This window comes from Streptomyces sp. NPDC002958, assembly GCF_055563255.1.
The window spans coordinates 75,451-99,346 of record NZ_JBVHDS010000020.1; the positions used below are offsets into that span (position 1 = coordinate 75,451).

Annotated in this window: 23 protein-coding genes; 8 read left to right on the forward strand and 15 right to left on the reverse strand. The window is 69.2% G+C overall.

Annotated elements, in window-relative coordinates:
• Nucleotides 1-56: 56 nt before the first annotated feature.
• From ACZ3IC_RS26675 to ACZ3IC_RS26690, 4 genes are read right to left on the reverse strand one after another with little or no spacing between them, the layout of a single operon-like run.
• Nucleotides 57-1,223, reverse strand: coding sequence for a thiolase domain-containing protein (locus tag ACZ3IC_RS26675; RefSeq protein WP_467419990.1), 1,167 nt, complete (start codon nucleotides 1,221-1,223; stop codon nucleotides 57-59).
• On the reverse strand, nucleotides 1,216-2,268 hold the full coding sequence (locus ACZ3IC_RS26680; protein WP_467419993.1) for a thiolase domain-containing protein: 1,053 nt from the start codon (nucleotides 2,266-2,268) through the stop codon (nucleotides 1,216-1,218). Before ACZ3IC_RS26680 ends, ACZ3IC_RS26675 begins: the two co-directional genes overlap by 8 nt.
• Entirely contained in the window at nucleotides 2,269-3,213 is a 945-nt protein-coding gene (locus tag ACZ3IC_RS26685) for a Zn-ribbon domain-containing OB-fold protein (protein WP_467419995.1), read from the reverse strand.
• Nucleotides 3,214-3,228: 15 nt separating this feature from the next.
• Complete coding sequence (locus ACZ3IC_RS26690) at nucleotides 3,229-4,029, reverse strand: crotonase/enoyl-CoA hydratase family protein (protein WP_467419996.1); 801 nt, start codon at nucleotides 4,027-4,029, stop codon at nucleotides 3,229-3,231.
• Nucleotides 4,030-4,196: 167 nt separating this feature from the next.
• On the opposite strand from ACZ3IC_RS26690, the gene ACZ3IC_RS26695 reads away from it, so the two are divergent.
• From ACZ3IC_RS26695 to ACZ3IC_RS26705, 3 genes are all read left to right on the forward strand, one after another.
• On the forward strand, nucleotides 4,197-5,825 hold the full coding sequence (locus ACZ3IC_RS26695) for an acyl-CoA synthetase (protein ID WP_467419999.1): 1,629 nt from the start codon (nucleotides 4,197-4,199) through the stop codon (nucleotides 5,823-5,825).
• A gap of 234 nt (nucleotides 5,826-6,059) precedes the next feature.
• A complete protein-coding gene (locus ACZ3IC_RS26700) occupies nucleotides 6,060-7,127 on the forward strand; it encodes a right-handed parallel beta-helix repeat-containing protein (RefSeq protein ID WP_467420000.1) in 1,068 nt (355 codons plus the stop codon).
• Nucleotides 7,128-7,162: 35 nt separating this feature from the next.
• Nucleotides 7,163-8,245, forward strand: a complete 1,083-nt coding sequence (locus tag ACZ3IC_RS26705; RefSeq protein WP_467420002.1) for a methyltransferase — start codon at nucleotides 7,163-7,165, stop codon at nucleotides 8,243-8,245.
• A gap of 73 nt (nucleotides 8,246-8,318) precedes the next feature.
• Here ACZ3IC_RS26705 and ACZ3IC_RS26710 read toward each other — a convergent pair whose 3' ends face one another.
• The 7 genes from ACZ3IC_RS26710 to ACZ3IC_RS26740 form a co-directional block, all read right to left on the reverse strand.
• Complete coding sequence (locus tag ACZ3IC_RS26710) at nucleotides 8,319-8,651, reverse strand: TcmI family type II polyketide cyclase (RefSeq protein ID WP_467420004.1); 333 nt, start codon at nucleotides 8,649-8,651, stop codon at nucleotides 8,319-8,321.
• Between the two features lie 74 nt (nucleotides 8,652-8,725).
• Nucleotides 8,726-9,205, reverse strand: coding sequence for an SRPBCC family protein (locus ACZ3IC_RS26715; RefSeq protein WP_467420006.1), 480 nt, complete (start codon nucleotides 9,203-9,205; stop codon nucleotides 8,726-8,728).
• A 1-nt stretch (nucleotide 9,206) separates the two neighbouring features.
• The gene (locus tag ACZ3IC_RS26720) at nucleotides 9,207-9,464 is read right to left on the reverse strand and encodes a phosphopantetheine-binding protein (protein WP_467420007.1); all 258 of its coding nucleotides are present in this window, start codon (nucleotides 9,462-9,464) and stop codon (nucleotides 9,207-9,209) included.
• A gap of 19 nt (nucleotides 9,465-9,483) precedes the next feature.
• Nucleotides 9,484-10,734 carry a ketosynthase chain-length factor gene (locus ACZ3IC_RS26725; RefSeq protein WP_467420010.1) on the reverse strand — a complete coding sequence of 417 codons (1,251 nt, stop codon included), beginning with the start codon at nucleotides 10,732-10,734 and terminating at the stop codon, nucleotides 9,484-9,486.
• Complete coding sequence (locus tag ACZ3IC_RS26730) at nucleotides 10,731-11,999, reverse strand: beta-ketoacyl-[acyl-carrier-protein] synthase family protein (protein ID WP_467420012.1); 1,269 nt, start codon at nucleotides 11,997-11,999, stop codon at nucleotides 10,731-10,733. The genes ACZ3IC_RS26725 and ACZ3IC_RS26730 overlap by 4 nt, the downstream gene beginning before the upstream one ends.
• The gene (locus ACZ3IC_RS26735) at nucleotides 11,996-12,448 is read right to left on the reverse strand and encodes a cupin domain-containing protein (protein WP_467420013.1); all 453 of its coding nucleotides are present in this window, start codon (nucleotides 12,446-12,448) and stop codon (nucleotides 11,996-11,998) included. Before ACZ3IC_RS26735 ends, ACZ3IC_RS26730 begins: the two co-directional genes overlap by 4 nt.
• 76 nt (nucleotides 12,449-12,524) lie before the next feature.
• On the reverse strand, nucleotides 12,525-13,646 hold the full coding sequence (locus tag ACZ3IC_RS26740; RefSeq protein ID WP_467420015.1) for a SchA/CurD-like domain-containing protein: 1,122 nt from the start codon (nucleotides 13,644-13,646) through the stop codon (nucleotides 12,525-12,527).
• A gap of 266 nt (nucleotides 13,647-13,912) precedes the next feature.
• Between ACZ3IC_RS26740 and ACZ3IC_RS26745 the strand changes: the two genes are divergently transcribed.
• On the forward strand, nucleotides 13,913-15,541 hold the full coding sequence (locus ACZ3IC_RS26745) for an FAD-dependent oxidoreductase (RefSeq protein WP_467420017.1): 1,629 nt from the start codon (nucleotides 13,913-13,915) through the stop codon (nucleotides 15,539-15,541).
• 300 nt (nucleotides 15,542-15,841) lie between these two features.
• Here ACZ3IC_RS26745 and ACZ3IC_RS26750 read toward each other — a convergent pair whose 3' ends face one another.
• Nucleotides 15,842-16,042: an alpha/beta fold hydrolase gene (locus tag ACZ3IC_RS26750; RefSeq protein ID WP_467420019.1), complete on the reverse strand. Its 201-nt coding sequence runs from the start codon at nucleotides 16,040-16,042 to the stop codon at nucleotides 15,842-15,844.
• Between the two features lie 297 nt (nucleotides 16,043-16,339).
• Between ACZ3IC_RS26750 and ACZ3IC_RS26755 the strand changes: the two genes are divergently transcribed.
• Entirely contained in the window at nucleotides 16,340-18,031 is a 1,692-nt protein-coding gene (locus tag ACZ3IC_RS26755) for a sensor histidine kinase (protein WP_467420052.1), read from the forward strand.
• A 14-nt stretch (nucleotides 18,032-18,045) separates the two neighbouring features.
• Here the strand turns inward: ACZ3IC_RS26755 and ACZ3IC_RS26760 are convergent, their stop codons facing one another.
• Nucleotides 18,046-18,792 carry a response regulator transcription factor gene (locus ACZ3IC_RS26760; RefSeq protein WP_467420021.1) on the reverse strand — a complete coding sequence of 249 codons (747 nt, stop codon included), beginning with the start codon at nucleotides 18,790-18,792 and terminating at the stop codon, nucleotides 18,046-18,048.
• Nucleotides 18,793-19,034: 242 nt separating this feature from the next.
• Here ACZ3IC_RS26760 and ACZ3IC_RS26765 point away from each other — a divergent pair, with 242 nt between their 5' ends.
• Nucleotides 19,035-20,372 (forward strand): globin domain-containing protein, encoded by a 1,338-nt coding sequence (locus tag ACZ3IC_RS26765; RefSeq protein ID WP_467420024.1) that lies wholly within the window; start codon nucleotides 19,035-19,037, stop codon nucleotides 20,370-20,372.
• On the opposite strand, the gene ACZ3IC_RS26770 is transcribed toward ACZ3IC_RS26765, so the two are convergent.
• The gene (locus ACZ3IC_RS26770) at nucleotides 20,323-21,003 is read right to left on the reverse strand and encodes a vitamin K epoxide reductase family protein (protein ID WP_467420026.1); all 681 of its coding nucleotides are present in this window, start codon (nucleotides 21,001-21,003) and stop codon (nucleotides 20,323-20,325) included. The genes ACZ3IC_RS26765 and ACZ3IC_RS26770 overlap by 50 nt on opposite strands.
• Nucleotides 21,000-21,479, reverse strand: coding sequence for a hypothetical protein (locus tag ACZ3IC_RS26775; protein WP_467420054.1), 480 nt, complete (start codon nucleotides 21,477-21,479; stop codon nucleotides 21,000-21,002). The genes ACZ3IC_RS26770 and ACZ3IC_RS26775 overlap by 4 nt, the downstream gene beginning before the upstream one ends.
• Before the next feature lie 238 nt (nucleotides 21,480-21,717).
• On the opposite strand from ACZ3IC_RS26775, the gene ACZ3IC_RS26780 reads away from it, so the two are divergent.
• Both ACZ3IC_RS26780 and paaK read left to right on the forward strand, forming a co-directional pair.
• A complete protein-coding gene (locus ACZ3IC_RS26780) occupies nucleotides 21,718-22,224 on the forward strand; it encodes a pyridoxamine 5'-phosphate oxidase family protein (RefSeq protein WP_467420027.1) in 507 nt (168 codons plus the stop codon).
• 346 nt (nucleotides 22,225-22,570) lie between these two features.
• A complete protein-coding gene (paaK, locus tag ACZ3IC_RS26785; protein ID WP_467420030.1) occupies nucleotides 22,571-23,860 on the forward strand; it encodes a phenylacetate--CoA ligase PaaK in 1,290 nt (429 codons plus the stop codon).
• Nucleotides 23,861-23,896 lie beyond the last annotated feature (36 nt).

The window sequence follows — 23,896 nt, forward strand, 5'->3', positions numbered from 1 at the left end:
CGACGCGGCGGTACGGAATCGCCGGCGCGACTTCCTCCGGTCCGGGGACGGCGCGCTCAGCCGGTCGGAGGTTCGGCTCCGACCAGCCACATGGAGAAGAACTGCGCCCCGCCGCCGTACGCATGGCCGAGCGCCTTTCGCGCATCCGCGACCTGGTGCTCGCCCGCCTGTCCCCGTACCTGCAACGCGGCTTCGGCGAAGCGGAGCATGCCGGAGGCGCCGATGGGGTTGGTGGAGAGCACTCCGCCCGAGGGGTTCACCGGAAGGTCTCCGTCGAGTTCGGTGACGCCGGACTCGGTGAGCTTCCAGCCCTCGCCCTCGTCGGCGAAGCCGAGGTTCTCCAGCCACATCGGTTCGTACCAGGAGAACGGCACGTACATCTCGACGGCGTCGATCTCCCTTCGGGGGTCGCCGATCCCCGCCTGCCGATACACATCGGCGGCGCAGTCCTTGCCCGCCTGTGGCGAGACGAAGTCCTTGCCGGCGAAGAGCGTCGGTTCACTGCGCATCGCGCCGCCGTGAACCCAGGCGGGCGGATGCGGCGAACGGTCCGCTCCGGCACGGTCGGTGAGAATCATGGCGCAGGCCCCGTCGGAGGACGGGCAGGTCTCCGAGTAGCGGATCGGGTCCCAGAGCATCGGTGCGGACCGGACCTTCTCCAGGGTGATGTCCGGGTCGTGGATGTGCGCGTACGGGTTCTTCAGCGCGTTGAGACGGTCCTTGTACGCGACGAGGGAGCCCACCGTGTCGGGCGCCCCGGTGCGACGCATGTATGCCCGGACGTGCGGGGCGAAGAAGCCGCCCGCTCCGGCCAGCAGCGGTTGCTGGAACGGGATGGGCAGCGAGAGGCCCCACATGGCGTTGGACTCGGACTGCTTCTCGAAGGCAAGCGTGAGGACGGTGCGGTGCACCCGTGCGGAGACCAGGTTGGCGGCGACGAGTGCGGTGGAGCCGCCGACCGAGCCCGCGGTGTGCACCCGCAGCATCGGTTTGCCGACCGCGCCGAGGGCGTCGGCAAGATAGAGCTCCGGCATCATCAGGCCCTCGAAGAAGTCGGGGGCTTTGCCGATGACGACCGCGTCGATGTCCGCCCAGGTCAGCCCGGCGTCCTCCAGTGCACGGACGGCGGCCTCGCGGACGAGACCGGCGATGGATACGTCGCGGCGGGCCGAGACATGCTTCGTCTGGCCGATGCCGACGACGGCCACGGGCTCCTTAGGCATGAGCGCTCTCCCCTTCGAGGACGGCGACCAGGTTCTGTTGCAGACAGGGCCCGGAGGTGGCGTGGGCGAGCGCCCGGTCGGACTCGCCGCGGTGGATACGGGCCGCGGCCTCGCCGAGGCGGATCAGCCCTGCGGCCATGACGGGGTTGGCGGCGAGCGCGCCGCCGGACGGGTTGACGGTGACGCTGTCGTCGAGCCCGAGCGCCTTGCGCAGCACCACCTCTTGCGAGGTGAACGGGGCGTGCAACTCGGCGGTGTCCACGGGCCGTTCGAAGACCCCGGCGCGTTCGGCGGCGAGCCGGGTGGACGGTGATTCGGTCAGTGCGCGGACCCCGAGGCTGTGGGCCTCGATGCGGTGGTCGATACCGCGGATCCAGGCGGGGCGGGGGCACAGGGCCCGTGCCGTGTCATCGGCGGCGAGGATCACGGCGGCCGCGCCGTCGCCGGTCGGCGGGCAGTCGCCGGTCCGCAGCGGCTGTACGACGTATTCGCCGGCCGGGACCGGGCCGGCGATCCGGGCGTGCGGGTTGTTCGCGGCAAAGGCGCGGCTGCGGGTGGCGATCACGGCGAGGGCGGCCTCGTCGGTGTCGCCCGCGTCGATCAGCGCCTGCGCCTGGAGTGCGGCGAGTGCGACGGAGTCCGGCCAGAGCGGGCCGACGTAGTAGGGGTCGAGTTGGCGGGTGAGGACGTCGCGCACCTCACCGGGTGAGGATTTTCCGTAGGAGTAGACGAGCGCGGTGTCGGCCTCGCCCGTCTGGATCTTCACCCAGGCCTCGTACAGCGCCCAGGCGCCGTCCATCTCCACATGGGACTCGGAGATCGGCGGGTACGCGCCGACGCCGTCGAGCGCCATGGTGAAGGAGAAGGCGCGACCCGCGAGGTAGTCGCTGGAGCCGGAGCAGGTGAAGCCGATGTCGCTGGCCCTGAGACCGGTCGCGTCGAGTACCTGGTGGAGGGCGGGCATCAGCATCTCGGCTTCGGAGAGTTCGTCGGTGCGCCTCAGATGGTCCGTCTGCGCGAAGGCGACGATCGCTACGTCTCGCATCTACAGCAGCTCCTTGTAAGCGTCGTAGTCGGCGTCCGGCTCTCCGGTGGGCCGGTAGTGGTCGGGGTGGCGGCCGCCCCCGGTCCAGACGGGTTCGACCCGCAGTCCCATGCGTACCTGGTCGTACGGGATCCCGCCGATCCGCGCGTGCAGGGCGAGGTCCGCGCCGTCGAGGGCGATGTGGGCGTAGACGTAGGGAACTTCGATGTCGAGATTCTTCGCCTTGATGTTGACGATGCAGTACGTGGTCACGGTGCCGCGCGGACCGACCTCCACCTGTTCCGCGGTGGCGACACCGCAGGTGGGGCAGGCGCCGCGGGGCGGGACGTACACCTTGCGGCAGGACGGGCAGCGCTCACCGACGGTGCGCTGCTCGGAGAGGGCATTGAGGTACGCGCTCTGGGCGCGGCCGGGGGTGTACGTGTAGTTGAGGAGGGCCGGGGTGACGATGCCAGTGACGGGGTCGGCGAACTCGCCGCTGTGCGGGGTGCTTTCGGCCGTCGCCCCGCCCTCGTACGGTTCGAAGCAGGCGATGTCCGTGATGGCACCCATCCGCTGCGGGGCCCAGCGGATCCGCACCCGCATACCGGTGTTCACGGCTTCGGGTCCCGGCACGTCGAGTACATGGAGCAGGGCTGCGTCGGCCCCGTCCAGCTTGACCAGCACCCAGGCGAACGGGGTGGCCAGGGGCTGGTCGCGGCGCGGGGCCGGGTTCCAGGCCCAGGTGGTGACGGTGCCGGTGGTAGCGACCTCGGTCAGTTCGCGCAGCTCCTCGGCGGTGACGGGGTCGTACTCGACGGGCGGGACCAGGACCTTTCCGTCACCGGTCCGTACGCCGAGGACGGTCTGCTCGCGCAGTCCGGTGAGGAAGGCGCTCTGGACCGGGCCGAGAGAGCGGGTGAAGGGGAACTCGACCACCAGTGGTGCGCTGAGGACGTCGGGCACGGTTGTCTCCTTGGCTCAGGCCCGCCGGTAGACGGGCGGGCGCTTCTCGGCGAAGGCGCGGGCGCCTTCCTTGGCGTCGGCGGTCGCGAAGACCGGCCAGCCGCGCTTCAGTTCGGCGGCGAGCCCATCGGTCTCGGTCATTTCGGCGGTCTCGTACACGGAGGCCTTGACGGCTTCGACGGCGAGCGGGCCGCAGGTATTGATCCGCTCGGCGACGTCGAGGGCCTGTTCCAGTGCGGTGCCGTCGGGCACGACTCTGCCGATCAACCCGATGCGGGCCGCTTCGTCGGCGCTGTACGAACGTCCGGTGAGGAGCATTTCGAGGGCGTGGGTGCGGGCGATCTGGCGCGGCAGCCGTACCGTCGAGCCGCCGATGGGGAACAGTCCGCGCTTGACCTCGAAGAGCCCGAAGGTGGCGCTCGCACCGGCGATACGGATATCGGTGCCCTGCAGGATCTCGGTTCCGCCCGCCACGCAGTGGCCCTCGACGGCGGCGATGACCGGTTTGCGGGGGCGATGATGGCGCAGCATCGCCTTCCAGTGCAGATCGGGGTCGGCGGTCATCCGGTCGCGGTAATGCTCGCCATCCATCCCCTTGCCCGCCAGGGCTTTGAGATCCATGCCGGCGCAGAAGCAGCCGCCGGCGCCGGTGAGGACCACCGAGCGAACGGTGTCGTCCTCGTCCGCCTCCAGCCAGCCGTCGTACAGCCCGACCAGCATCGGTGGAGAGAGTGCGTTCTTCGCCTCCGGCCTGTTCAAGGTGAGCACCAGCGTGGCGCCCTCGCGCTGCACGGTGAGGTGTTCCGTACCACCCATTGCCTGCCTCCCGTCTCGAGACCTAGAACAGGTTGCAGTAGGCGGGGGGCCAGTTCAATAGTTTTCTGACAGTCAGTCAGACTTCTTCGACGGCACCCCTTCCCACTTGTGCCTCCCAGCGCTCTAATGACCGCCGAGCCAGTCAGCATCCGGGGTCAGGAGGAACGGTGGAGTACAACCTTGCCGACCTGTTCGAGTCGGTCGTCGACGCGGTCCCGGAACGCGAGGCACTCGTCTACCTCGACCACCCCGGTACGGGTGCGGAGCGCCGCCTGACGTACGCGGAACTGGACGCGGCCGCCAACCGCATCGCCCATCACCTGATCGAGGCGGGCATCGCCCCCGGTGAGCATCTGGGGCTGCATCTCTACAACGGAGTCGAGTACCTCCAGACGGTGCTGGCCTGCCTCAAGGCCCGTGTCGTCCCCGTCAATGTCAACTACCGCTATGTGGAGGAGGAGTTGACCTACCTCTACCGTGATGCGGATCTGGCGGCGCTGGTCTTCGATGCCGAGTTCGACGAACGGGTCTCGGCCGCCGCGCCGAAGGCCCCGACGCTCCGCCACCTGGTCCGGGTGGGGCAACCGGTGGCGGGCGTGCGCGGTCCGGACGCCGTCGCGTTCACGGACGCCGAGGCGGCCGGGAGCCCGGAGCGCGGCTTCCCGCCGCGTTCGGCCGACGACCAGTTCATCATCTACACCGGTGGCACGACCGGAATGCCCAAGGGCGTGATGTGGCGCCAGGAGGACCTCTTCTTCTCCGGCCTCGGAGGCGGTGCGCCGACCGGTGAGCCGGTGAAGACCCCGCAGGAGCTGGCCGAGCGAGTGGCCGCGGGCGGTGAAGGGATCACCTTCTTCCCCACTCCCCCACTGATGCACGGCACCTCGACGCTCACCGCGTTCATCGGCTTCAACTTCGGGCAACGCATCGTGATCCACCGCAAGTTCGTACCCCAGGAGGTGCTCCGTACGATCGAGAAGGAAAAGGTCACCAGCGTCTCCCTGGTGGGCGATGCGATGCTGCGGCCGTTGATCGACGCACTGAAGGGCCCGCTGAGGAACACCGACTGTTCGTCGATGTTCTCCATCTCCAGCTCCGGCGCGATCATGTCGGACTCGGTGCGTGCGGAGTTCCAGGCACTGGTGCCGACCGTGATGCTGCTCAACAACTTCGGCTCGTCGGAGTCCGGGTTCAACGGTACGGCGACGGCCGACTCGGGCCCGGAGAAGGGTTTCCGGCTCCAGGTCAACTCCCGTACGGCGGTGGTTGATCCGGCGACGTACAAGCCGGTTGCTCCGGGCGAGCCGGGACGGATCGCCCAGCGCGGCCATGTGCCGCTCGGGTATTACAACGACCCGCAGAAGACCGCGGAGACGTTCTTCCGCAGGGGCAACGAGCGCTGGGTGCTGCTCGGCGACATGGCGACCGTTGACGCGGACGGCATCGTCACGGTCCTCGGTCGGGGTTCGCAGTGCATCAACACCGGGGGCGAGAAGGTGTATCCCGAGGAGGTCGAGCAGGCGCTGAAGGCGCATCCGGATGTGTACGACGCGCTGGTCGCCGGGGTGCCCGACGAACGGTGGGGAAGCCATGTCGCGGCGGTGGTGCAACTGCGCGAAGGGGCGGCCGAGCCCTCGCTCGACAACGTCCAGGCGCACTGCAGGACCCGTCTGGCCGGCTACAAGATCCCCCGCCGGCTGGTGATCACCCGGCAGATCCAGCGCTCGCCGAGCGGCAAGGCCGACTACCGGTGGGCCCGCTCGGTCGTCGCACCCCGGCCCGACGCCGAGGACTGAGCCCGGGGTACACCCGGACGGCGCAACCCGGGACCCCCGAAAACACCCGTACGACCCGGCCCGGATCACCCGGGGGACACGGGTACGACGTCGGCCCAAAACCACCCGAGCGCGTCGTCGCACGCCCGCCGGGGCACAGGGCGGCGGACCCCGGCGTAAGCCATTCGGGCACGCCATGTACCCAACCGCTCACCCTATGTGGCAAAGGGGGGAAATCGCCCATAGCTTCGACTCATGAGGAAACGACACATCAAGAGCCTTGTCTCGGTCGCGGTCGTCTCGGCCGCTGGACTCGGCGCGGCCATTCCGTCCGCCTCCGCCACGAGCTCGCATGTGGTCCGCCCCGGGCAGTCGATCCAGAAGGCGGTGGACGCCGCCCAGCCGGGTGACACCGTCGTCGTACTGCCCGGCACGTACCGGGAGAGCGTCCTGGTCACCAAACCCCGCCTGACCCTGCGCGGCTTCGCCGGCCGGACCGTCATCCGGCCCGCGGCGAAGGACGCACGGTCCGCCGACGCCTGTACGAAGGCCGGCAGCGGAATCTGTGTCCTGGGCAGATCGGGCCGGACCGTCGACGGCGTGAGCATCGAGTCGCTGACCGTCTCCGGATTCAAGAAGAACGGTGTCTGGGCCTCCTGGACCGACCAGCTCACCGTCCGCCGGGTGACCGCCGAACGCAACGGCGTCTGGGGCATCGCGCAGGAGCGCTCCACCCGCGGTGCGTTCACGAACAACACCGCGCGTGCCAACGGTGACGCGGGCATCTTCGTCGCGAACACCGTCGACGAGGAGGCCGGCGCCACCGACACCCAGGGCACCGAGCTCCAGGACAACACGCTGACGGACAACCGGATCGGCTTCACCGCCAGGCGCGTCAGGAACCTGTCGGTCCACGACAACAGCTTCACCGGCAACTGCAGTGGTGTGTTCGTCGTGGGCGACGAGGGGAAGCCGCAGGCCGGAGCCATGACGATCCGGTCCAACCAGATCAACGACAACAACAAGTTCTGCGCCGCGACGAAACGGCTGCCCGCCATTCAGGGTTCCGGCATCGTGCTCACGGGCGCCGCCGACACCCAGGTGCGCTCGAACACGATCAGCAACAACGTGGGCGCCACGCCGCTCTCCGGCGGCGTCGTGCTGTTCAAGAGCTTCGTGGGCACGAAGAACACCGGCAACACCATCAGCGGCAATGTCGTGCTCGGCAACAAGCCGGCCGACCTGGCCAATGGGGACACCGGTAAGGGCAACACGTTCGTCACCAACATCTGCACGAAGTCCACACCGGCCGGGATGTGCTGACCGATGCAGTCCCGCACGAGGAGAAGCGAATCAGCATGACGACTGTGAGTCCCACCCCCGCTCCCACACCACCCCCCGTCCACGCCGCCGTCCCGCACCCCGTCACGCCTCCTCAGCCGGCCATGCAGCTGCGCGAGATCGTCTTCGGGGCGGCCTGCGCCGCCGCCGTGCGCGCCGCGGCCCGGCTGGGCGTCGCCGACGCACTGGGCGAGACGCCCGCGAGCGCACAGGAGCTCGCGACGCTGCTGGAGACCGAGCCGGTGCCCCTGCGCCGACTGCTGCGCGCACTGACCTGCTACGGGGTCTTCACCGAGACCCCGGACGGGTGCTTCGCCCACACCGAGATGTCCCGCCTGCTGCGCGAGGACGACCCGAACAGCCTGCGCTACATCTCGCTGTGGTGCACCGAGCCCTGGACCTGGGATGTCTGGCCGCACCTCGACGACGCGGTGCGTACCGGCAGGAGCGTCTTCTCGGACGTGCACGGCAAGGGGTTCTTCGACTACCTCCACCAGGACGCCCACGAGTCGGCCCATGTCTTCAATCGGGCCATGACCACCTCCAGCATGCAGTCCGCACTGGATGTCGCCGAACTCCTCGACCTCACCGGGGTGTCCGCCGTCGCCGACATCGGCGGCGGCCAGGGCCACGTACTGGCCAGCCTGCTGGAGAAGCACCCGTCGGTCCACGGCACCCTGATGGACCTGCCGGGCGTGGTGGCGCGGGCCGACGCCCGGTTGCGGGACGAGGGGCCGCTCACCGATCGGACCCGCATCGTGGCCGGGGACTGCCGCGAGGCCATCCCGGTCGAGGCCGATCTCTACATCATCAAGAACATCCTGGAATGGGACGACGACAGCACGCGCAGGACGCTGCGCAATGTCGTCGCGGCTGCCCGCCCGGGAGCCCGGGTCGTCGTGATCGAGAACCTCGTCGACGACACCCCCTCGATGCGGTTCACGACCGCGATGGACCTGCTGCTCCTTCTCAACGTCGGCGGCGCGAAGCACACCCGGGAGAGCCTGGTCAGCCGGATCTCGGATGCCGGGCTGCTGATCGGCAAGGTCGTTCCCGTCAACGCCTACCTCCACGCGTTCGAATGCGTGGTCCCCGACTGATTCCCCTCCCCCGGGAGCAATGGAAATCGCCCCGGGTCCGGCAAGTCGGCCGGACCCGGGGCGATCGTCCGTCTCAAGCGGTGGTTTCGCGCTCCCACCGGTAGAACTCGTGCGCCATGGCGTCCTTCGGGCTGCGCCAGGTCTGCGGGTCGTACGCGCTCACATAGGCGGAGAGCTTGTCGCTGATGTCCTTGAACGCCGGGTGCTGCGTCACCTTGGCGATCTCGGGGCCCGGCGGGCGGTCCGATTCGATCAGGTGCAGATAGACGTCGCCGAACTGGAAGAGCTTGCGCCTGGTGACACCGACGAGGTGCGGCAGTTCGCTGCTGTCTGAGGCGGCGAACAGCCTGGCGATGTCGGGCGCCGAATCCGGAGCCATCCGGGCAACGATCAGAGCGTGGTGCATCGTGGGATGCCTTTCTGGTTCCCGGCCCGGCACCCGGCCGGCCGGCCGGGTGGCGAGTCGTGGCGGATGGCGGGTCAGCCGGACGAGACCGAGGCCGTACGGCGCTCCCGGGCGCGCTGCTCGATCTTGTCCCGGATGAGCTCCATCTGGACCTTGGAGTTGCGGTTGATGTTGTCGGTCATCCACGCGTCGTCGACGGGTGCGTCGGGCCGCATCGCGAAGTCCTGGGCCCAGTGCATCTTCGTACCGCCGGGGACTTCCGAGTACTCCCACCGGATGTTCATGTGCTGGAACGGGCCCGGCTCGACACGGCGGGCACGGACCGTGCGTCCGGCACGGTCGACCGTCCGCTCGGATACCCAGCTCCAGACCTTGTCGTTCTCGTCGGGGTGCATGGTCAGACGGAATTTCGTCCTGTCACCGTCCCGTTCGATGACCTCGACCGCGGCGTACTCGCTGAACAGCCGCGGCCAGTTCTCCAGATCGTTCGTCACGTCCCAGACCAGGTCCAGGGGGGCGGCGATGGTGATCTCGTTCTCGGTGTGTCCGGACACTTCAGGCTCCTTGCATGAGGGTGTTGTTGACGAGGTCGAGGAATTCCTGGGGGGTCTTGCAACGGTCGGCTTCGGTCGGCAGCGCCCGGCCGTGCCGGTTCTCCAGGACGCCCACGATGCCGAGGAGGCCCAGCGAGTCGAGTCCGAACTCGTCGAAGGCGGAGCCGGGGCGCTTTTCCATGTCGCGCGGGTCGACGGTGAGTCCGGCGCCCTTCTTCATCAGGACGGCGAGTTCCGCATAGGTCAGTCGATCAGTCATGAGGACTTCTCCTTCTCACTCACGATTGGGTGTCGGTGGAGCGCCGCAGCACCATCGCCGCGTTCGAGCCCATGAGCCCGCGGCTCAGCACCAGCGCCGTCCGCAGTTCGGCGGGGCGTGCCTCGCCGGTGACCACGTCGAGGTCATGGCACACGTCGAAGACGTTCGGGGTGGGCGGTATCAGCGCGTTCTCCATGGAGAGCACGGCGGCGGCTGCGTCCAGCACCGGTGCGCCGCAGTAGGCGCGCCCGATGCCGGTCTTGGGCGCCGTCACCGGTACCCGCCGGCCGTGCGCGCCGAGCGCGTCGGCGATCGCGAGCGCCTCGGCACGGTCGGCCGCCGGTACGCCGAGGGCGTCCGCGAAGACGACGTCGATCTCGTCCGGCGCGCAGTCGGCCTCGTGCAGGGCGCCGATGATCGCCTGGGCGAGGCCCTCCCGGGACTCCTCCCACCTGGACGCTCCGGTGAACGTGGCAGCGTGCCCCGCGAGTTCGGCCCGGACGCGGGCCCCGCGCCGGCGAGCCGACTGCTCCTCCTCGACAACCAGCATGGCGCCGCCCTCGGCCGGCACGAAGCCGCAGGCGTCCGAGGTGAACGGCCGGTAGGCGCGGGCGGGGTCGTCGCTGGTGCTCAGGTCCTCGTACCCGAGCTGGCAGACGACCGAGTACGGCGCCAGCGGTGCCTCGGCCGCACCGACCACCACCGCTTCGGCCCCGCGGCGGATCGAGCGGGCGGCATGCGCCAGCGCGTCCAGACCGCCCGCCTCGTCGCTGGCCACGACCGCGCACGGCCCCTTGAAGCCGCCGCGGATCGAGATCTGGCCGGTGCTGGCGGCGTAGAACCAGGCGATGGACTGGTACGGGCCCACATAGGTGGACCCTTGTCCCCACAGCCGTTGGAGTTCACGCTGGCCGAATTCGCCGCCGCCGGACCCGGCTGCGGTCACCACACCGACGTCGAACGGAGAGTTCTCGTAGTCGGCACGGCCCAGCCGGGCGTCGTCCAGCGCGATATCCGCGGCAGCCATCGCGAAGTGCGTGAACCGGTCGGTCTGGACGATGAAGCGCTCTTCGATCAGCTCGACCGCGTCGAAGCCCCGCACCTCGCCCGCGACCCGCAGCGGAAGCTGCTCGCAGCCCTCGCGGGTGACCCGGTCGAGGACGCTGATCCCTTCGTGCGTCCTCTTCCAGAAGGCCTCGGTGTTGGTGCCGTTGGGGGCGACGACACCGATGCCGGTGACGACGGTGCGCCGGGCTTTTCGAGTTCTCATGGTGTCCTCCCACCTGTTCTCGTCAGGGCCACCGCCGACTGGAAGCCGCCGAACCCGCTGCCGACCGAAAGGACGCTGCGCAGCTTCAGGGGACGTGCGGTGCGCGGCACGTAGTCGAGGTCGCACTCCGGGTCCGGGCTCTCGTAGTTCGCCGTCGGCGGCACCGTCTGGTGGACCAGGGCGAGTACGCATGCGGCGATCTCTACAGCCCCGATCGCCCCCAGCGAGTGGCCGACCATGGACTTGATTGAACTCATCGGTACGTCATAGGCGTGCGGCCCCAGTGCCCGCTTCACAGCGGCCGTCTCGTGCCGGTCGTTCTGCTTGGTGCCCGAGCCGTGTGCGTTGACGTAGTCGATCTGCGAACCGTCTATCCGCGCGTCGCACAGGGCCCGGTTGATGGCCTCGGCCATCTCCAGTCCTTCGGGGGTCAGCCCGGTCATGTGGTAGGCGTTGCCGAAGGTGGCATAGCCCGCGATCTCGCAGTACACGGTCGCCCCGCGGGCGCGGGCGTGCTCCAGCTCCTCCAGGACGAGCACCGCTCCGCCCTCACCCATGACGAAGCCGTCGCGGCGGGAGTCGAACGGCCGGGAGGCATGCTCCGGGTCGTCGTTGTTCGCCGAGGTGGCCTTGATCGCGTCGAAGCACGCCACTGTGATCGGGGTGATCGGTGAGTCGGACGCCCCGGCGACGCAGACGTCGACGCGGCCTTCCTCGATTGAGTGGAAGGCGTATCCGATGGCGTCGAGACCGGAGGTGCAGCCCGTGGAGACGGTCTGCACCGGGCCGTGCGCGCCGACCTGTTCGGCCACCGCCGAGGCGAGGGAGCTGGGTGAGAAGGCCCGCTCCAGATGCGGGCCGGCCGGTCGGTGGTCGACGTCCCAGCGGGCACCGCTGCCGCTGACGGCGACGTAGTCGTGCTCCAGTCGGGTGGTGCCGCCGACCGCGGTGCCAAGCGACACCCCCATGCGCCAGGGGTCCACCTTCTCCGGATCGAGTCCCGCGTCGTCGAGGGCCTCCCTGGCGGCCACCATGGCGAACTGGACGTAACGGTCCGACCTGGCGACCTGGTCCGCGTCCAGTCCGTGTGCCGCCGGGTCGAAGTCGCACTCGGCGGCGATGCGGGAGCGGAAGCCGGCCGGGTCGAAGAGCGTGATGCCCCGGGTCGCGGTTCGTCCGTTCGCGAGGAGGTCCCAGAAGGCCGGAGCCCCGATGCCGCCGGGGGCCACCACGCCGACGCCGGTGACCCCCACGCGGCGGCTCATGAGGCGGCCTCCGTTCGTTCCGGCGGCGCGACACGCCCGGCGGACTGCGTGTGCTCGGCGGACTCGGTGTGCTCGGTGTCGACGTGGCCGAGTTCCGGGCGCGGGGCGAGCGGGCCGAGGTGGAAGACCATGCGTGCCTCGACGTCGCCGACGTTCCGGAATCGGTGGCGTACATGGGGAGGGATCAGCAGGCCCTGGTCGGGCCGCATCCGGTGCGGTTCACCATCCAGATCCACCTCCAGGAGACCGTTCACGACGTACACGAACTCCTCGGAGTACGGGTGGTAGTGCTCGCCGATGCGGTCGCCGGGCTGAACGATGGCCAGCCCCATGAAGCCGCTGGTTGCTCCCACCGCTGTCGGCGTGAGCATGGCGCGAAGGTCACCTCCGCGCCTGCGGTTGGGCTGCGTCTCGCTGAGGTCCACGATGCGTGGCCGGTGCATGGTCATGACTGCTTTCCTCCTGGCGCATTGCGCGTTGTATTGACGGGTTGAGCGAGAACCCCCCAGGGTGCGGATGCGCGGTTCAGGACTCCATGGCCCGCCGATCGGTGATCAGGGTCATTTCCGACTGCGTGAGGAAGTGCGAGATCCCCTGGTCGGTCGTGGGCACGGCGTTTGCACCGCCGTCGAGGAGACGTCCGAGCCTGGCCACCTTGCCGGGGCCGTCGATGCCGACCGCCTGGGCGGGCTGCGCGTCGATCGGCTCGACCGCTTCGAGGAGGCGGACGACGACGTCGTCACGCTGGAAGATGGTGCTGCTGTCGATGATGCTCGCCGGGTCGTCGGCCGCCTCCTCGTCGTGACCGGCGAGAAGCCGGGCGAGCGCCATGCCACAGCCCTCCTTGGCCTGGTAGAAGAGTGCGTGCCGGCGGACGTCCTCGGCCTTGTGCCGGCCCGCGGTCACGTGGTGGACGGTCGGCAGCGCCGCTCGGGTGAAGAACATCCGGGCGGAGTCCGGGTCACTGAGGTCCCGGTCCTGCTCCAGATACGGGTTGATGGCCTCTTCGACGGCCCTGACCTCGGGTTGCCGGGCGACGTGGCGCAGGGCCGCGAGAAGGTCGCCCTCGACCTCGATTGCCCGCACGACGCGGTTTCCGTGCATGAAGAGCGAGGTGCGGCGCAGCCGGGTGGCTTCGTCAACACGTGCGTTCGGGGACTCGTAGTCGGCCAGGATCTTCGCCACGATGTCCTCTGTGCCCGGCTTGACGGTGAAGGTGAGTGCGTGGCGCACCACTCCATCACCCAGTCGGGGAGACGCCTGAAGCCGGCCCTTGGCCTCCTCGGGCGCCCGCTCGAACGTCTTCCCCGTTTCCCGCAGGACGCTGAAGCGCAGCGAACGGGTGTCACGCACGCAGTTGTGCAGCGGCTGGACCGTTGCGACGTGCTCCTCGCTGTTCACCCAGGCGAGGAACGGGGGTGCGCTCTCCCATTCGCTGGTGATCAGCCACTGTGAGGGGTTTTCGATGGACTGGCACAGCTGGTCGCTGATGTGTCCGGGGACGGATGCCACCTGATTGCGCAGGTGCTCATACGCCTCCAGGAACTGCTTCTGGGCTCCGTCGTACAGGTCCAGCAGCAGGACGACCCGCAGCCTGGACCCGTCGAAGGCGGACTGGGAGATCCGTTCCGAGAGGGTGGTGGTCATCTTTCGGTCTCCTTCGAGACGGTGTCGTGGACAGGCCGGGTGGCATGCCGTCAACCGTCGGTTGGCGAGTGGTTAGGAGCGGGGACTCTCCCGGCGGATGCGAGCGGTCCGCCCCCGTTACCGCGGGCATCGTCTCCGTGACCGATCGTGAAACGCTGGTCCGGGTGGCGCGAGATTTATGAACCGTTCAGGTGAGCGGCCGTCCGAACCGCTCCGACGAGGGCATTGAACAATGCATCTGAACGGCGTCCGATCTGGAGCAACTGATGAACGAGAACGTCGACATTCGCGTACCGGTCCTCATCGTGGGCGGCTCCCTGGTGGGCCTGTCCGCCTCACTCTTCCTCGGCCGGCTCGGCATCGAGCATCTGCTGGTCGAGAAGCACCGAGCCACCTCGACACATCCGCGCGGACGCGGCAACAACGTGCGCACGATGGAGGTGTTCCGCACGGCGGGCGCCGAGCCGGGCATCCGCGAAGCGGCTTCGGTCCTCGCCGACAACCACGGCATTCTGCAAGCCGGTTCGCTCACCGGGGACGACCAGGAGTGGCTGTTCAAGGAGATCGATCCAGGGGGCGGACTCGCCCGTTTCAGCCCGACCGGCTGGTGCCTGTGCAGCCAGAACGACCTGGAGCCCGTACTGGTGAAACTGGCCCGCGAACAGGGCGGTGACCTGCGGTTCTCCACCGAGATGCAGAGCTTCGACCAGGACGGGGCGGGGGTTGACGCGGCGCTCAAGAACCGGGAGACCGGAGAGCACATCAGTGTGCGCGCGGACTATCTCATCGCGGCCGACGGGCCGCGCAGCCCCATCCGTGAGCAGCTGCGCATCGACCGGACGGGGCCCGGCGACCTGTTCCACAACGTGAGCATCACCTTCCGCTCCCGGCAGCTCGCCGATGTACTGGGCGACCGGCGCTTCATCGTCTGCTATCTGACCAACCCCGCAGCGGACGGTGCCCTGTTGCCGGTGGACAACAAGAAGGAGTGGGTGTTCCACGCTCCGTGGCAACCCCAACTGGGCGAAACTCTGGAGGACTTCACCGATGAGCGATGTGCCGAGCACATCCGTACGGCGGTCGGCGCTCCGGACATCGACATCGAGATCACCGGCAAAGCGCCGTGGCACGCCGCGGAGCGGGTCGCAAAGCGGTACGCGTCCGGCAGGGTCTTCCTCGCCGGGGACTCGGCCCACGAGATGTCCCCCACCGGGGCGTTCGGCTCCAACACCGGTATTCAGGACGCGCACAATCTGGCCTGGAAGCTCGCCGCCGTTCTGAAGGGCGAGGCGGGCCCGGGTCTGCTGGACACCTACGAGGCGGAGCGACTTCCGGTGGCGCAGGCGACGAGCGCGCGGGCGTCTGCGCGCTCCAGCGAGCACAGCCACCCCGGATACGCCGCGGCGCCGGGTGTGGGCGGCGGGAAGCAGGGCGGCATGCTCACCGTGGCGCTGGGCTACCGCTATGTCCGCGGCGCCGTGCTGGGCGCCGACCCGGAACAGCCGGTGGTTCCGCAAGGAATGCAGCTGAACGGTCAACCCGGCAGTCGTGCACCACATCTGTGGGTCCATCAGGCCGGTGATCGCAAGTCCACGCTGGATCTGTACGAACACACCCTCGTGCTGCTCACCGACGGTGAGGACGTGGCGTGGCGGCGGGCGGCGGCGCGGGTCGCCGACCGGCTGTCGGTACGACTGAAGGCGTACGGCATCGGGCCGGGCGCCGATCTGGAGCCGGAGAACGGGGCCGACTGGGCCGAGCTCCACGGCACGACGCCCGAAGGCGCCGTGCTGGTGCGTCCTGACGGCTTCGTGGCATGGCGGTCGACGGGTTCCGTGGCCGACGCCGAGGCCACCCTTCAGGACGTTCTGACCTCCCTGCTGCACCGGTCCTGACCTCGCCGTAGGGCGCCCGGGGAAGGCTCGGACCAGTCCGAACGACCGCAGCTCCGCGAGGAATTCGCCCGGCCGCTGGGTGTGGACGAGGTGTCCGGCGTCGATGGTGACGAAGCGGCCCCCGGGTATCCGCCCCGCCATCCAGATCAGCCTGTCCTGGGCGATCCGGCTGGCGGGGCCACCGCCGATGACGAGGTCGGGGCGGTGATCTCGCCGAGACGTTGCCGCCCGGCCGGGTCCGGTTCATTCAGCTGGGCGTTGGTCGACGGCACCACGGGCCAGTCGAAGTCCATCCTCTCATCAGGCCGTTCGACGGGGCCGGGCGGCGTAGAGGGAAGCCAGATTGGCGGATCCGGAGTGGGCGAGCAGGTCAATGCGTTCCTGGCCGAGGTGTTCGCGCAGCGCCTCGATGTCGTCGACCAGCCGGTCGCAGCGGTACGTCGCCGGGTCGTCCGGCACCACGGAGTCCCCGGTACCGCGCAGATCGGGCACGGGCACCACGAGCTGCCGGTGGGCCGAAAGTCCGCCGGAGCTTCAGTACACCGCTGCGCCCTCGGCCCCGTGGCTGTCGTAGGCTGACCATCCGTGGACCGGTCCCAGCCATGCGGTGATCCGGTGAGCATTTTCCCGGCATACGGCACACGGACCCAGAGAGCGGCGCCCCCGATGACAGAGACAGCACCTACCGCGCCCGGCTCCCCCTTCGGAGTCCTTTCTCCCGGCTCCGCCGCCCTCGACTCGCCCGGAGCCCCCTGCCCCGGTACGGCGACCTGGCCTCAGCCCAGTCGGCCGGACCGGATGCACAGTCTGCTGGATGCCGTGATGAGTCTGGGGCGGGGCCTGGAACTGCCCGAGGTGCTCCGCGGGATCGTGGAGGCCGCAGTGACCCTGACCGACGCGGAGTACGGAGCGCTCGGCATTGTCGGGGACGGGCAGAAGCTGCTGGAGTTCCTGCCGGTCGGCATATCGGAGCAGCTCGCCGCCGTGATCGGCCAGACGCCGTGCGGACGCGGAATCCTCGGCGAGCTGATCCATCACCCGCAACCGCTGCGGCTCACCGATCTGAGCAGCCATCCGCGCAGCTTCGGATTTCCACCCCATCATCCCCCGATGCGCACCTTCCTCGGGGTGCCGGTGCGGGTTCGCGACGAGGTGTTCGGCAACCTCTACCTCACCGAGAAACGAGGCGGGGTGAGCTTCGACGCCGACGACGAGGCGGTGCTGACCACCTTGTCGATCGCGGCCGGCGTCGCCATCGACAACGCCCGCATGTACGACGAGAGCCGTCGCCGGGAGCAGCGTCTGGAGGCACTGGGCGAGATCACTCGCACCCTGCTCTCGGGGACGGACGCCGACGAGGTTCTGCAACTGATCGCCGAGCGGGCGATGGAGGTGGCGGGGGCCGACCGGGCCGCGATTCTGCTGCCGACGCCCCCTGTGTCCCCTTCCGGAGCTTCGGAGACATCCGGGGCTGAGGCACGTCTCACCGTTGCCGTCGCCCATGGCAGGGACTCCGAACGCATAACGGGGCTGTCCGTACCCGCGCGGGGATCACTGGCCGGACTCGCCGCCCGTACCGGGACACCGGTGCACTGCGCCGATGTCCGTACCGATCCCCGGGCCCACCCGTTCGGCGACGGTGCCGAGGATGGTCTGGGGCCGGTTGTGACGGTGCCTTTGCGCGTCGACACGGGGGCAAGGGGCGCACTGCGCCTGGGGCGGCCGGTGGACCGCCCGCCGTTCGACGACACCGAGATCGCGCTCGTCTCGGGCTTCGCCGACCAGGCGGCCATCGCCCTGGAACTGGCCCGTAGGCGGGCCGAGTCCGAGGAACTCGCCGTCATGCACGACCGGGACCGGATCGCCCGCGATCTGCACGATCTGGCGATCCAGCGTCTCTTCGCGACCGGGATGACTCTCCAGAGCACCACGCGTGCCATCGCGGACCGGCCGGACGCGGCCGAGCGGGTCAGCCGGGCGGTGGATGATCTGGACACCACGATCCGGATCATCCGGTCCACCATCTTCGATCTGCGGACAGCGGACGGTTCGGGCCGCGGCGGGTTGCGGCACCGGATGACGGAGACCGCTCGCACGGCGGCACGCGCCCTTGGTTTCCGGCCCTCCGTGCGGATCGACGGACCGGTGGACACCACGGTGCCGGACGAACTGGCCGAACACGTGGTGGCGGTCGCCGCCGAGGCGGTGTCCAACGCCTCTCGCCATGCCCGTGCCACTCGTATCGGCATCGTGCTGTCGGCCGACGACGCGGTGACCCTGACCGTCACCGACAACGGCATCGGGATCCGGGACGAAGTCACGACCACTCCCGGGACACGGGCAGCGGTTGCCGACGATCCGGCAGCCGGGCGCCTCGGAGGGCTGGCGAACATGCGTACAAGGGCAGAGCTGTGCGGCGGCACACTGGCCATCGAACGGCCGACGGACGGCGGAACCCGGATCATCTGGCGCGTGCCGCTCCACGACTGAAGCTTGAGTGCTTGTCAGCTCCCCGGGACCGGGGGCCGCCGCTGGCGGTCCTTGAGCCGGCCGACGAGCATCGCGGCCTGGATCCGGCGGCCCACGCCCAGTTTGGCGAGAATCGAGGAGATGCGGTTCTTGACGGTCTTCTCGGCCAGGAAGAGACGCTCCGCGATCTCACGGTTGGTGAGGCCCTCGCCGATGAGATCCAGGATCTGCCGTTCCCTGGGCGTGAGCCGGTCCAGTTCCGATGTCTCGGACTCCTCGGCAGGGGTTCGCTGGGTGCTCCGCAGCCGTGACATCACGCGGGCGGTCGTCCGTGGATCGAGCATCGAGGTGCCTGACGCGACCGTGCGTACGGCGGTGATCAGATCGGCCCCGTTGATCTGCTTCAGCACATACCCCGCGGCACCCGCCATGATGGCGTCGAACAGCGCCTCGTCGTCATCGAACGACGTCAGCATCAGGCAGGCGAGTTCGGGCATCAGGGCACGCAGTTCCCGGCATACCTCGATTCCGGCGTGGTCACCGCCCTGGTCGTCGCCGAGGCGTACGTCCAGCACGGCGACCTGCGGCCTGCTGGCCGGTACGCGGGCCAGCGCCTCCCGGGCGTTGGATGCCTCGCCGACGACCTCGATGCCGTCCTCGGCCTCCAGCAGATCGCGTACGCCGCGCCTTACGACCTCGTGGTCGTCGAGGATGAAGACGCGTACGGGGGCCGCAGACTGCGACGGGGTCGTGCTCAGTGGGGACTTCGCGGATTCGTTCACATCATGCTCGATCGATTCGGGGAGAGGGCCGGAACCAGTATGTGCCCGTCCGCAGGCCTGCTCCTGCGGGGGTGCCGCAGCACGGCAAACGGTGTTTGAACAGGGCCGAAAGGCCCTGCTGCCGGGGCCGGTCAGCGGGCCGGGCGCGGTGCCATACTGGGCGCCGCCAAGATCGTCCGGGCGCCACGGACATCTCCCTTACCCGGCCACCCCCCTGCGCTGCACCGAGGAGTCACCGGCCCATGAATACCCCGAGCGAGGACTACCACGCACTGCTCGCACGGCATGACGCGATGCGGCTGCGACGACGCATCCTGGCCCCGTCCGGCAGCCGTCCCGAACCATGGAGCGCCAAGGCTCCGCAGGCGTACGACGGAACAGCCGACCAACTGCTGATCCGCGACTCCCTGCCGCTGGTGAGCCCTCTGGAGGAGCTGATCGCCGAGCTGTACCGGCTTCTGTTCGAGCGGCATCCGTATCTGCGGTCGCTGTTCCCCGAGTCGATGGCGTTCCAACAGGTCCATCTCGTTGCGATCTTCCGCTATCTGATCGACAATCTGCACCGCACGGACGAGATGATTGGCGTCTTCGAGCAGTTGGGGCGCGACCATCGCAAACTCGGTGTGCGCCCCGCGCATTTCGAGGCCTTCGAGGCGGCGCTGACCGAGGCTCTGCGCGTGCGCGCGGGCGCCCGGTGGACCAGTGGGCTGGAGTATGCCTGGCTGCGGATGCTGCGGCTGGCTGTTTCGGCGATGGTCAGGGGCGCGGACGAGGCGATCGCCGAACCGCCCAGCTGGGAGGCGACAGTGACCTCGCACGAACTGCGCACGCCCGGTCTCGCGGTGCTGCGGGTACGGCCCCATCAGCCCTACGCCTTCGAGGCCGGGCAGTACGCGTCCTTGGAGTCGCCGCTGCTGGAACAGGCATGGCGTCCCTACTACCTGGCCCGTGCGCCGCATCCGGACGGTGAGTTGGAGTTCCATGTACGGGCCCGGGGCGCCGGCGGGGTGAGCGATGCGCTGGTGCACGGCACGCGGGAGGGCGACGCCGTCCGTCTCAGCGCCGCGCGCGGCGCGCTGGCGCTGCCCGATGACATTCCGTCCGCAGACATTCTACTGATCGCCTCCGGTACGGGCTGGGCTCCGATGAAGGCGCTGCTCCAGCAGATGGACGCCGACCGGTCCCGTGCGCACCAGGTACGGCTGCTGCTGGGTCTCGCCGCGCCGGAGGAATGGGCGGCGGCCGAAGAGTTGTACGACGCGGCGTATCTGGAGGAGTTCCGGCGCGGACACCCCTGGCTGACCGTCATCACGGCTGATGCGGCGGATGCTCGCTTCGCAGGGGCCGGGCTGCGGGCCCTGAATGGAATACTGACCCCGCATCCCGGGTCCGCCGCCCGGCAGCACGCCTTTCTGGCCCTGGCCCCCGAGGCCCCCACGACCGGGCCGGTGCGGGCCGTCGCCGCGCGGCTGGCCGCCGCCGGAGTGCCGGCCGCGCACATCCATCACGAGACCACCGGCATCGTCGCGGTCACAGAAACGTCTGCCAGTACGACCAGAACCGGGTTGCTATCAGCATGACGATGGCCAGGCACCAGGTCACCGGCACCACGAGGGGGAACTCCAGCACCGCCGCGACCAGGACGCGTGGGGCGGGCAGGACGCCATGGCGCAGGTTGTGCACCGTGGTGTGCCAGAACATGAAGATGGTGGCCACCCACACGAGCACGCACCACAGGCAGAGGGCGCCTATGTCGTACAACGCCTGCGTCATCAGCCACATGCAGAAGCCGACGCCGAACAGCATGCCGAGGTTCAATCCCAACCAGTACCAGTGCCGATAGCGTGCGCCTGCAAGCAGGCCCGCGCCGGTCCCCATCACCACCCCGAAGGCGACCAGCCCGATGAGCGGGTTGGGAAAGCCGAACACCGAAGCCTGCTCGCTGAGCATCACATTCGTGCAGGACACCACGGGGCTCAGCGAGCAGGCGGGCACGAAGCCGGGGTCGGCGAGCAGTTCGAACTTGTCGGTCGTGATGACGAACGAACCGAGCAGCCCGAGCGCGGCGGTGATCACCAACAGCCACCCGAACCCCTGCCTCGCCCCGGCGCACTCCCGGTCGTAGCGCGTCGCGGACGCACTGGCGCAGACCCGTTCGTCGGCCTCGGGTCCTTCCGCCACCCGCTCCACCCCACGCTCCGACAGTTTCATGTGCGCCCCCGTGCGGAACCGTCCGGCCAGACGACCTCCACCGGAATTCCTCGCGCACGCGCGAAGGCAACCAGATGTGCGGTGGCGTCCCGGCCGTCCGACGGCGATCCGTCCCACACGGCGAGCACGGTCCGGCACGTCTCCACCAGACGTTCATCGGCGCTGACACACGCGTTGCGGTCGGCCGGATCGAATGCCAGCAGCCGTACGTGTTCGGCCAGGACCAGCAGTTCGCCCGCGGCCGACCGGTCCCGCTCGGGCAGCACTGCGGGAACAGCGCCCTGGGCCGGCAGCAGCACTGTCAGCTTCCGTCCGGCCTCCCGGGCGGCCCGCCCGAACACCAGCGGCAGCCCCGCCCCGACCCGTACCAAGGCAGCCGCACCCTCTGCCAAGCGGTCCAGCCGTGCTCTCAGTTCAGCTTCCACCAGTTCCAGGGTTCTGTTGCTGAGATCTCTGTGCCCGACGACTGCGATCACCACGTTTCCCTCCTGCGCGCACCCGCGCCGTCCGAACGCTCGCGCATGCCACGGACCGGCCCGGCCCGGGAGCCGATACCGGACCGGCCCGCAGCATGCGATGTACCGCAGTGAACCCATCGGAGGTCCGACGCCGCTAGGGCCGTTCGGCCCTGGGGCCGTTCGGCCCTGGCCCGGGGGCGGCGTCACACGATGTACTCGTGCGGCAGGTGAGCAGACCAGGAGACGAGGCAGCCCCATGAACCACTCATGCCATCAGTCGCCCCAGCCGTCCGTGCGCACGGCTGTGACCACACCATCGAAGGCGGCACCGTTTTCGGGTTCGGCGGCCACCGGGACGCGCCGCACGGTCGAGTTGACAGGTACCCAGGCACTGAGCCTGCTCGGCGGGGCGTCGCTCGGGCGGATCGTCTTCACGCAGCGCGCGCTGCCCGCCATCCGACTGGTGAACCATCTGCTGGACCACGGTCAGATCGTCATCCTGACCCATGAGGACTCGGATCTGTTCGCCCAGGCCCGCAACCATGGCGATCGGGGAGTCGTGGTCGCCTACCAGGCCGACGACATCGATCCGCTGACTCATCTGGGCTGGAGTGTCGTCGCCACGGGGTACTGCCGCCCGGTCGCCGATCCGGACGCGCTGACGCGCTACCAGCGGCTGCTTTGCCCCTGGTCGGGCCCGGTGATGAACTGTGCGGTACGCATCCGTCCACATCTGGTCACCGGAATCCGACTGGCCGTCTGACACCGTCCTTGCACGCGGAGCATCGGCCCACGCGTGCTGCGGACCGTGGCCGTGGACCCGAGCGGCCGTAGCCCGAGTGAGAGGCGCGGCGGGGAACAGCACGTCGGGACATCTTCAGAGCGGCCTGATTCAGTGGGCGGTGGCCCAAGGCGCCGTCACGGCCACAGGACGGTGGTCGGTGTCGGCACGGTGACGAGGGGGCACAGGCCCAGCGGGGCGACGGCAGGGTAGGGGCGACGCACACGAACTGCGTCACCCCTCTTGCCATGGGGTGGAGCATCCTGAATTACTGCTACCGAAAGATCGACCGAATGATCGGTCGCCTGCTCGGAAGAGGGAGATCCGGATGACGGCTCCGCTGGACGCGGCGGAACGACTGGGCCGGCACGAGCTGGAAGCACTCCAGCTGGAGCGGCTGCGGGCCACGCTGCACCATGCGTACGAGAACGTCGGCCACTACCGGACCGCGTTCGACAAGGCCGGGCTGCGTCCGGACGACTGCCGTACGCTCGCCGATCTCGCCCGCTTCCCCTTCACCACCAAGGCGGATCTGCGGGACAACTACCCCTTCGGCATGTTCGCCGGCCCCGAGGAGCGTGTGCGGAGGATCCATGCGTCCAGCGGGACGACGGGCCGTCCGACCGTCGTCGGCTACACGCAGCGGGACCTGGACACCTGGGCGGACGTGGTCGCCCGCTCGATCCGGGCCGCCGGCGGCCGTCCCGGGCAGAAGGTCCATGTGGCGTACGGATACGGGCTGTTCACGGGCGGTCTCGGCGCGCACTACGGAGCGGAGCGGCTCGGCTGTACGGTCATCCCCGCCTCCGGTGGCATGACAGCCCGCCAGGTCCAGCTGATCCAGGACTTCCGGCCCGAGATCATCATGGTGACGCCGTCGTACATGCTGACGCTCCTCGACGAGTTCGAGCGGCAGGGCGTCGATCCGCGGACGCCCTCCCTGAAGGTCGGAATCTTCGGCGCGGAACCATGGACGGAGGAGATGCGGCGGGAGATCGAGGAGCGGTTCGCGATCGACGCGGTCGACATCTACGGTCTTTCGGAGGTGATGGGGCCCGGTGTCGCGCAGGAGTGTGTGGAGACCAAGGACGGGCTGCACATCTGGGAGGACCACTTCTATCCGGAGGTCATCGATCCGTTCACCGGTGAGGTACTGCCTGAGGGTGAGAAGGGCGAGCTGGTCTTCACCTCGCTCACCAAGGAGGCCATGCCCGTGATCCGCTACCGGACAAGGGACCTGACCCGGCTCCTGCCGGGCACGGCGCGGGTGTTCCGACGGATGGAGAAGGTGACCGGGCGCAGCGACGATCTGGTGATCCTGCGCGGGGTGAATCTCTTCCCGACCCAGATCGAGGAGATCGTGCTGCGCACACCGGGGGTGGCACCGCACTTCCAGTTGCGGCTGACCCGCGAGGGCCGGCTCGACGTGCTGACCGTACGGGCGGAGGCCCGGGCGGAGGCCACTCCGGAGCAGCGGATGGCCGCCGCGGAGTCGATCACGTCGGCCGTCAAGGACGGAATCGGCGTGTCGGTCGGGGTGGAGATCGTCGATCCCGGGACGCTGGAGAGGTCGGTCGGCAAGTTCAAGCGGATCGTGGACGAGCGCGGCGGCCGATAGGGCCTCCTTCTGCGGACCGTCCCGGGTCTGCTGTCC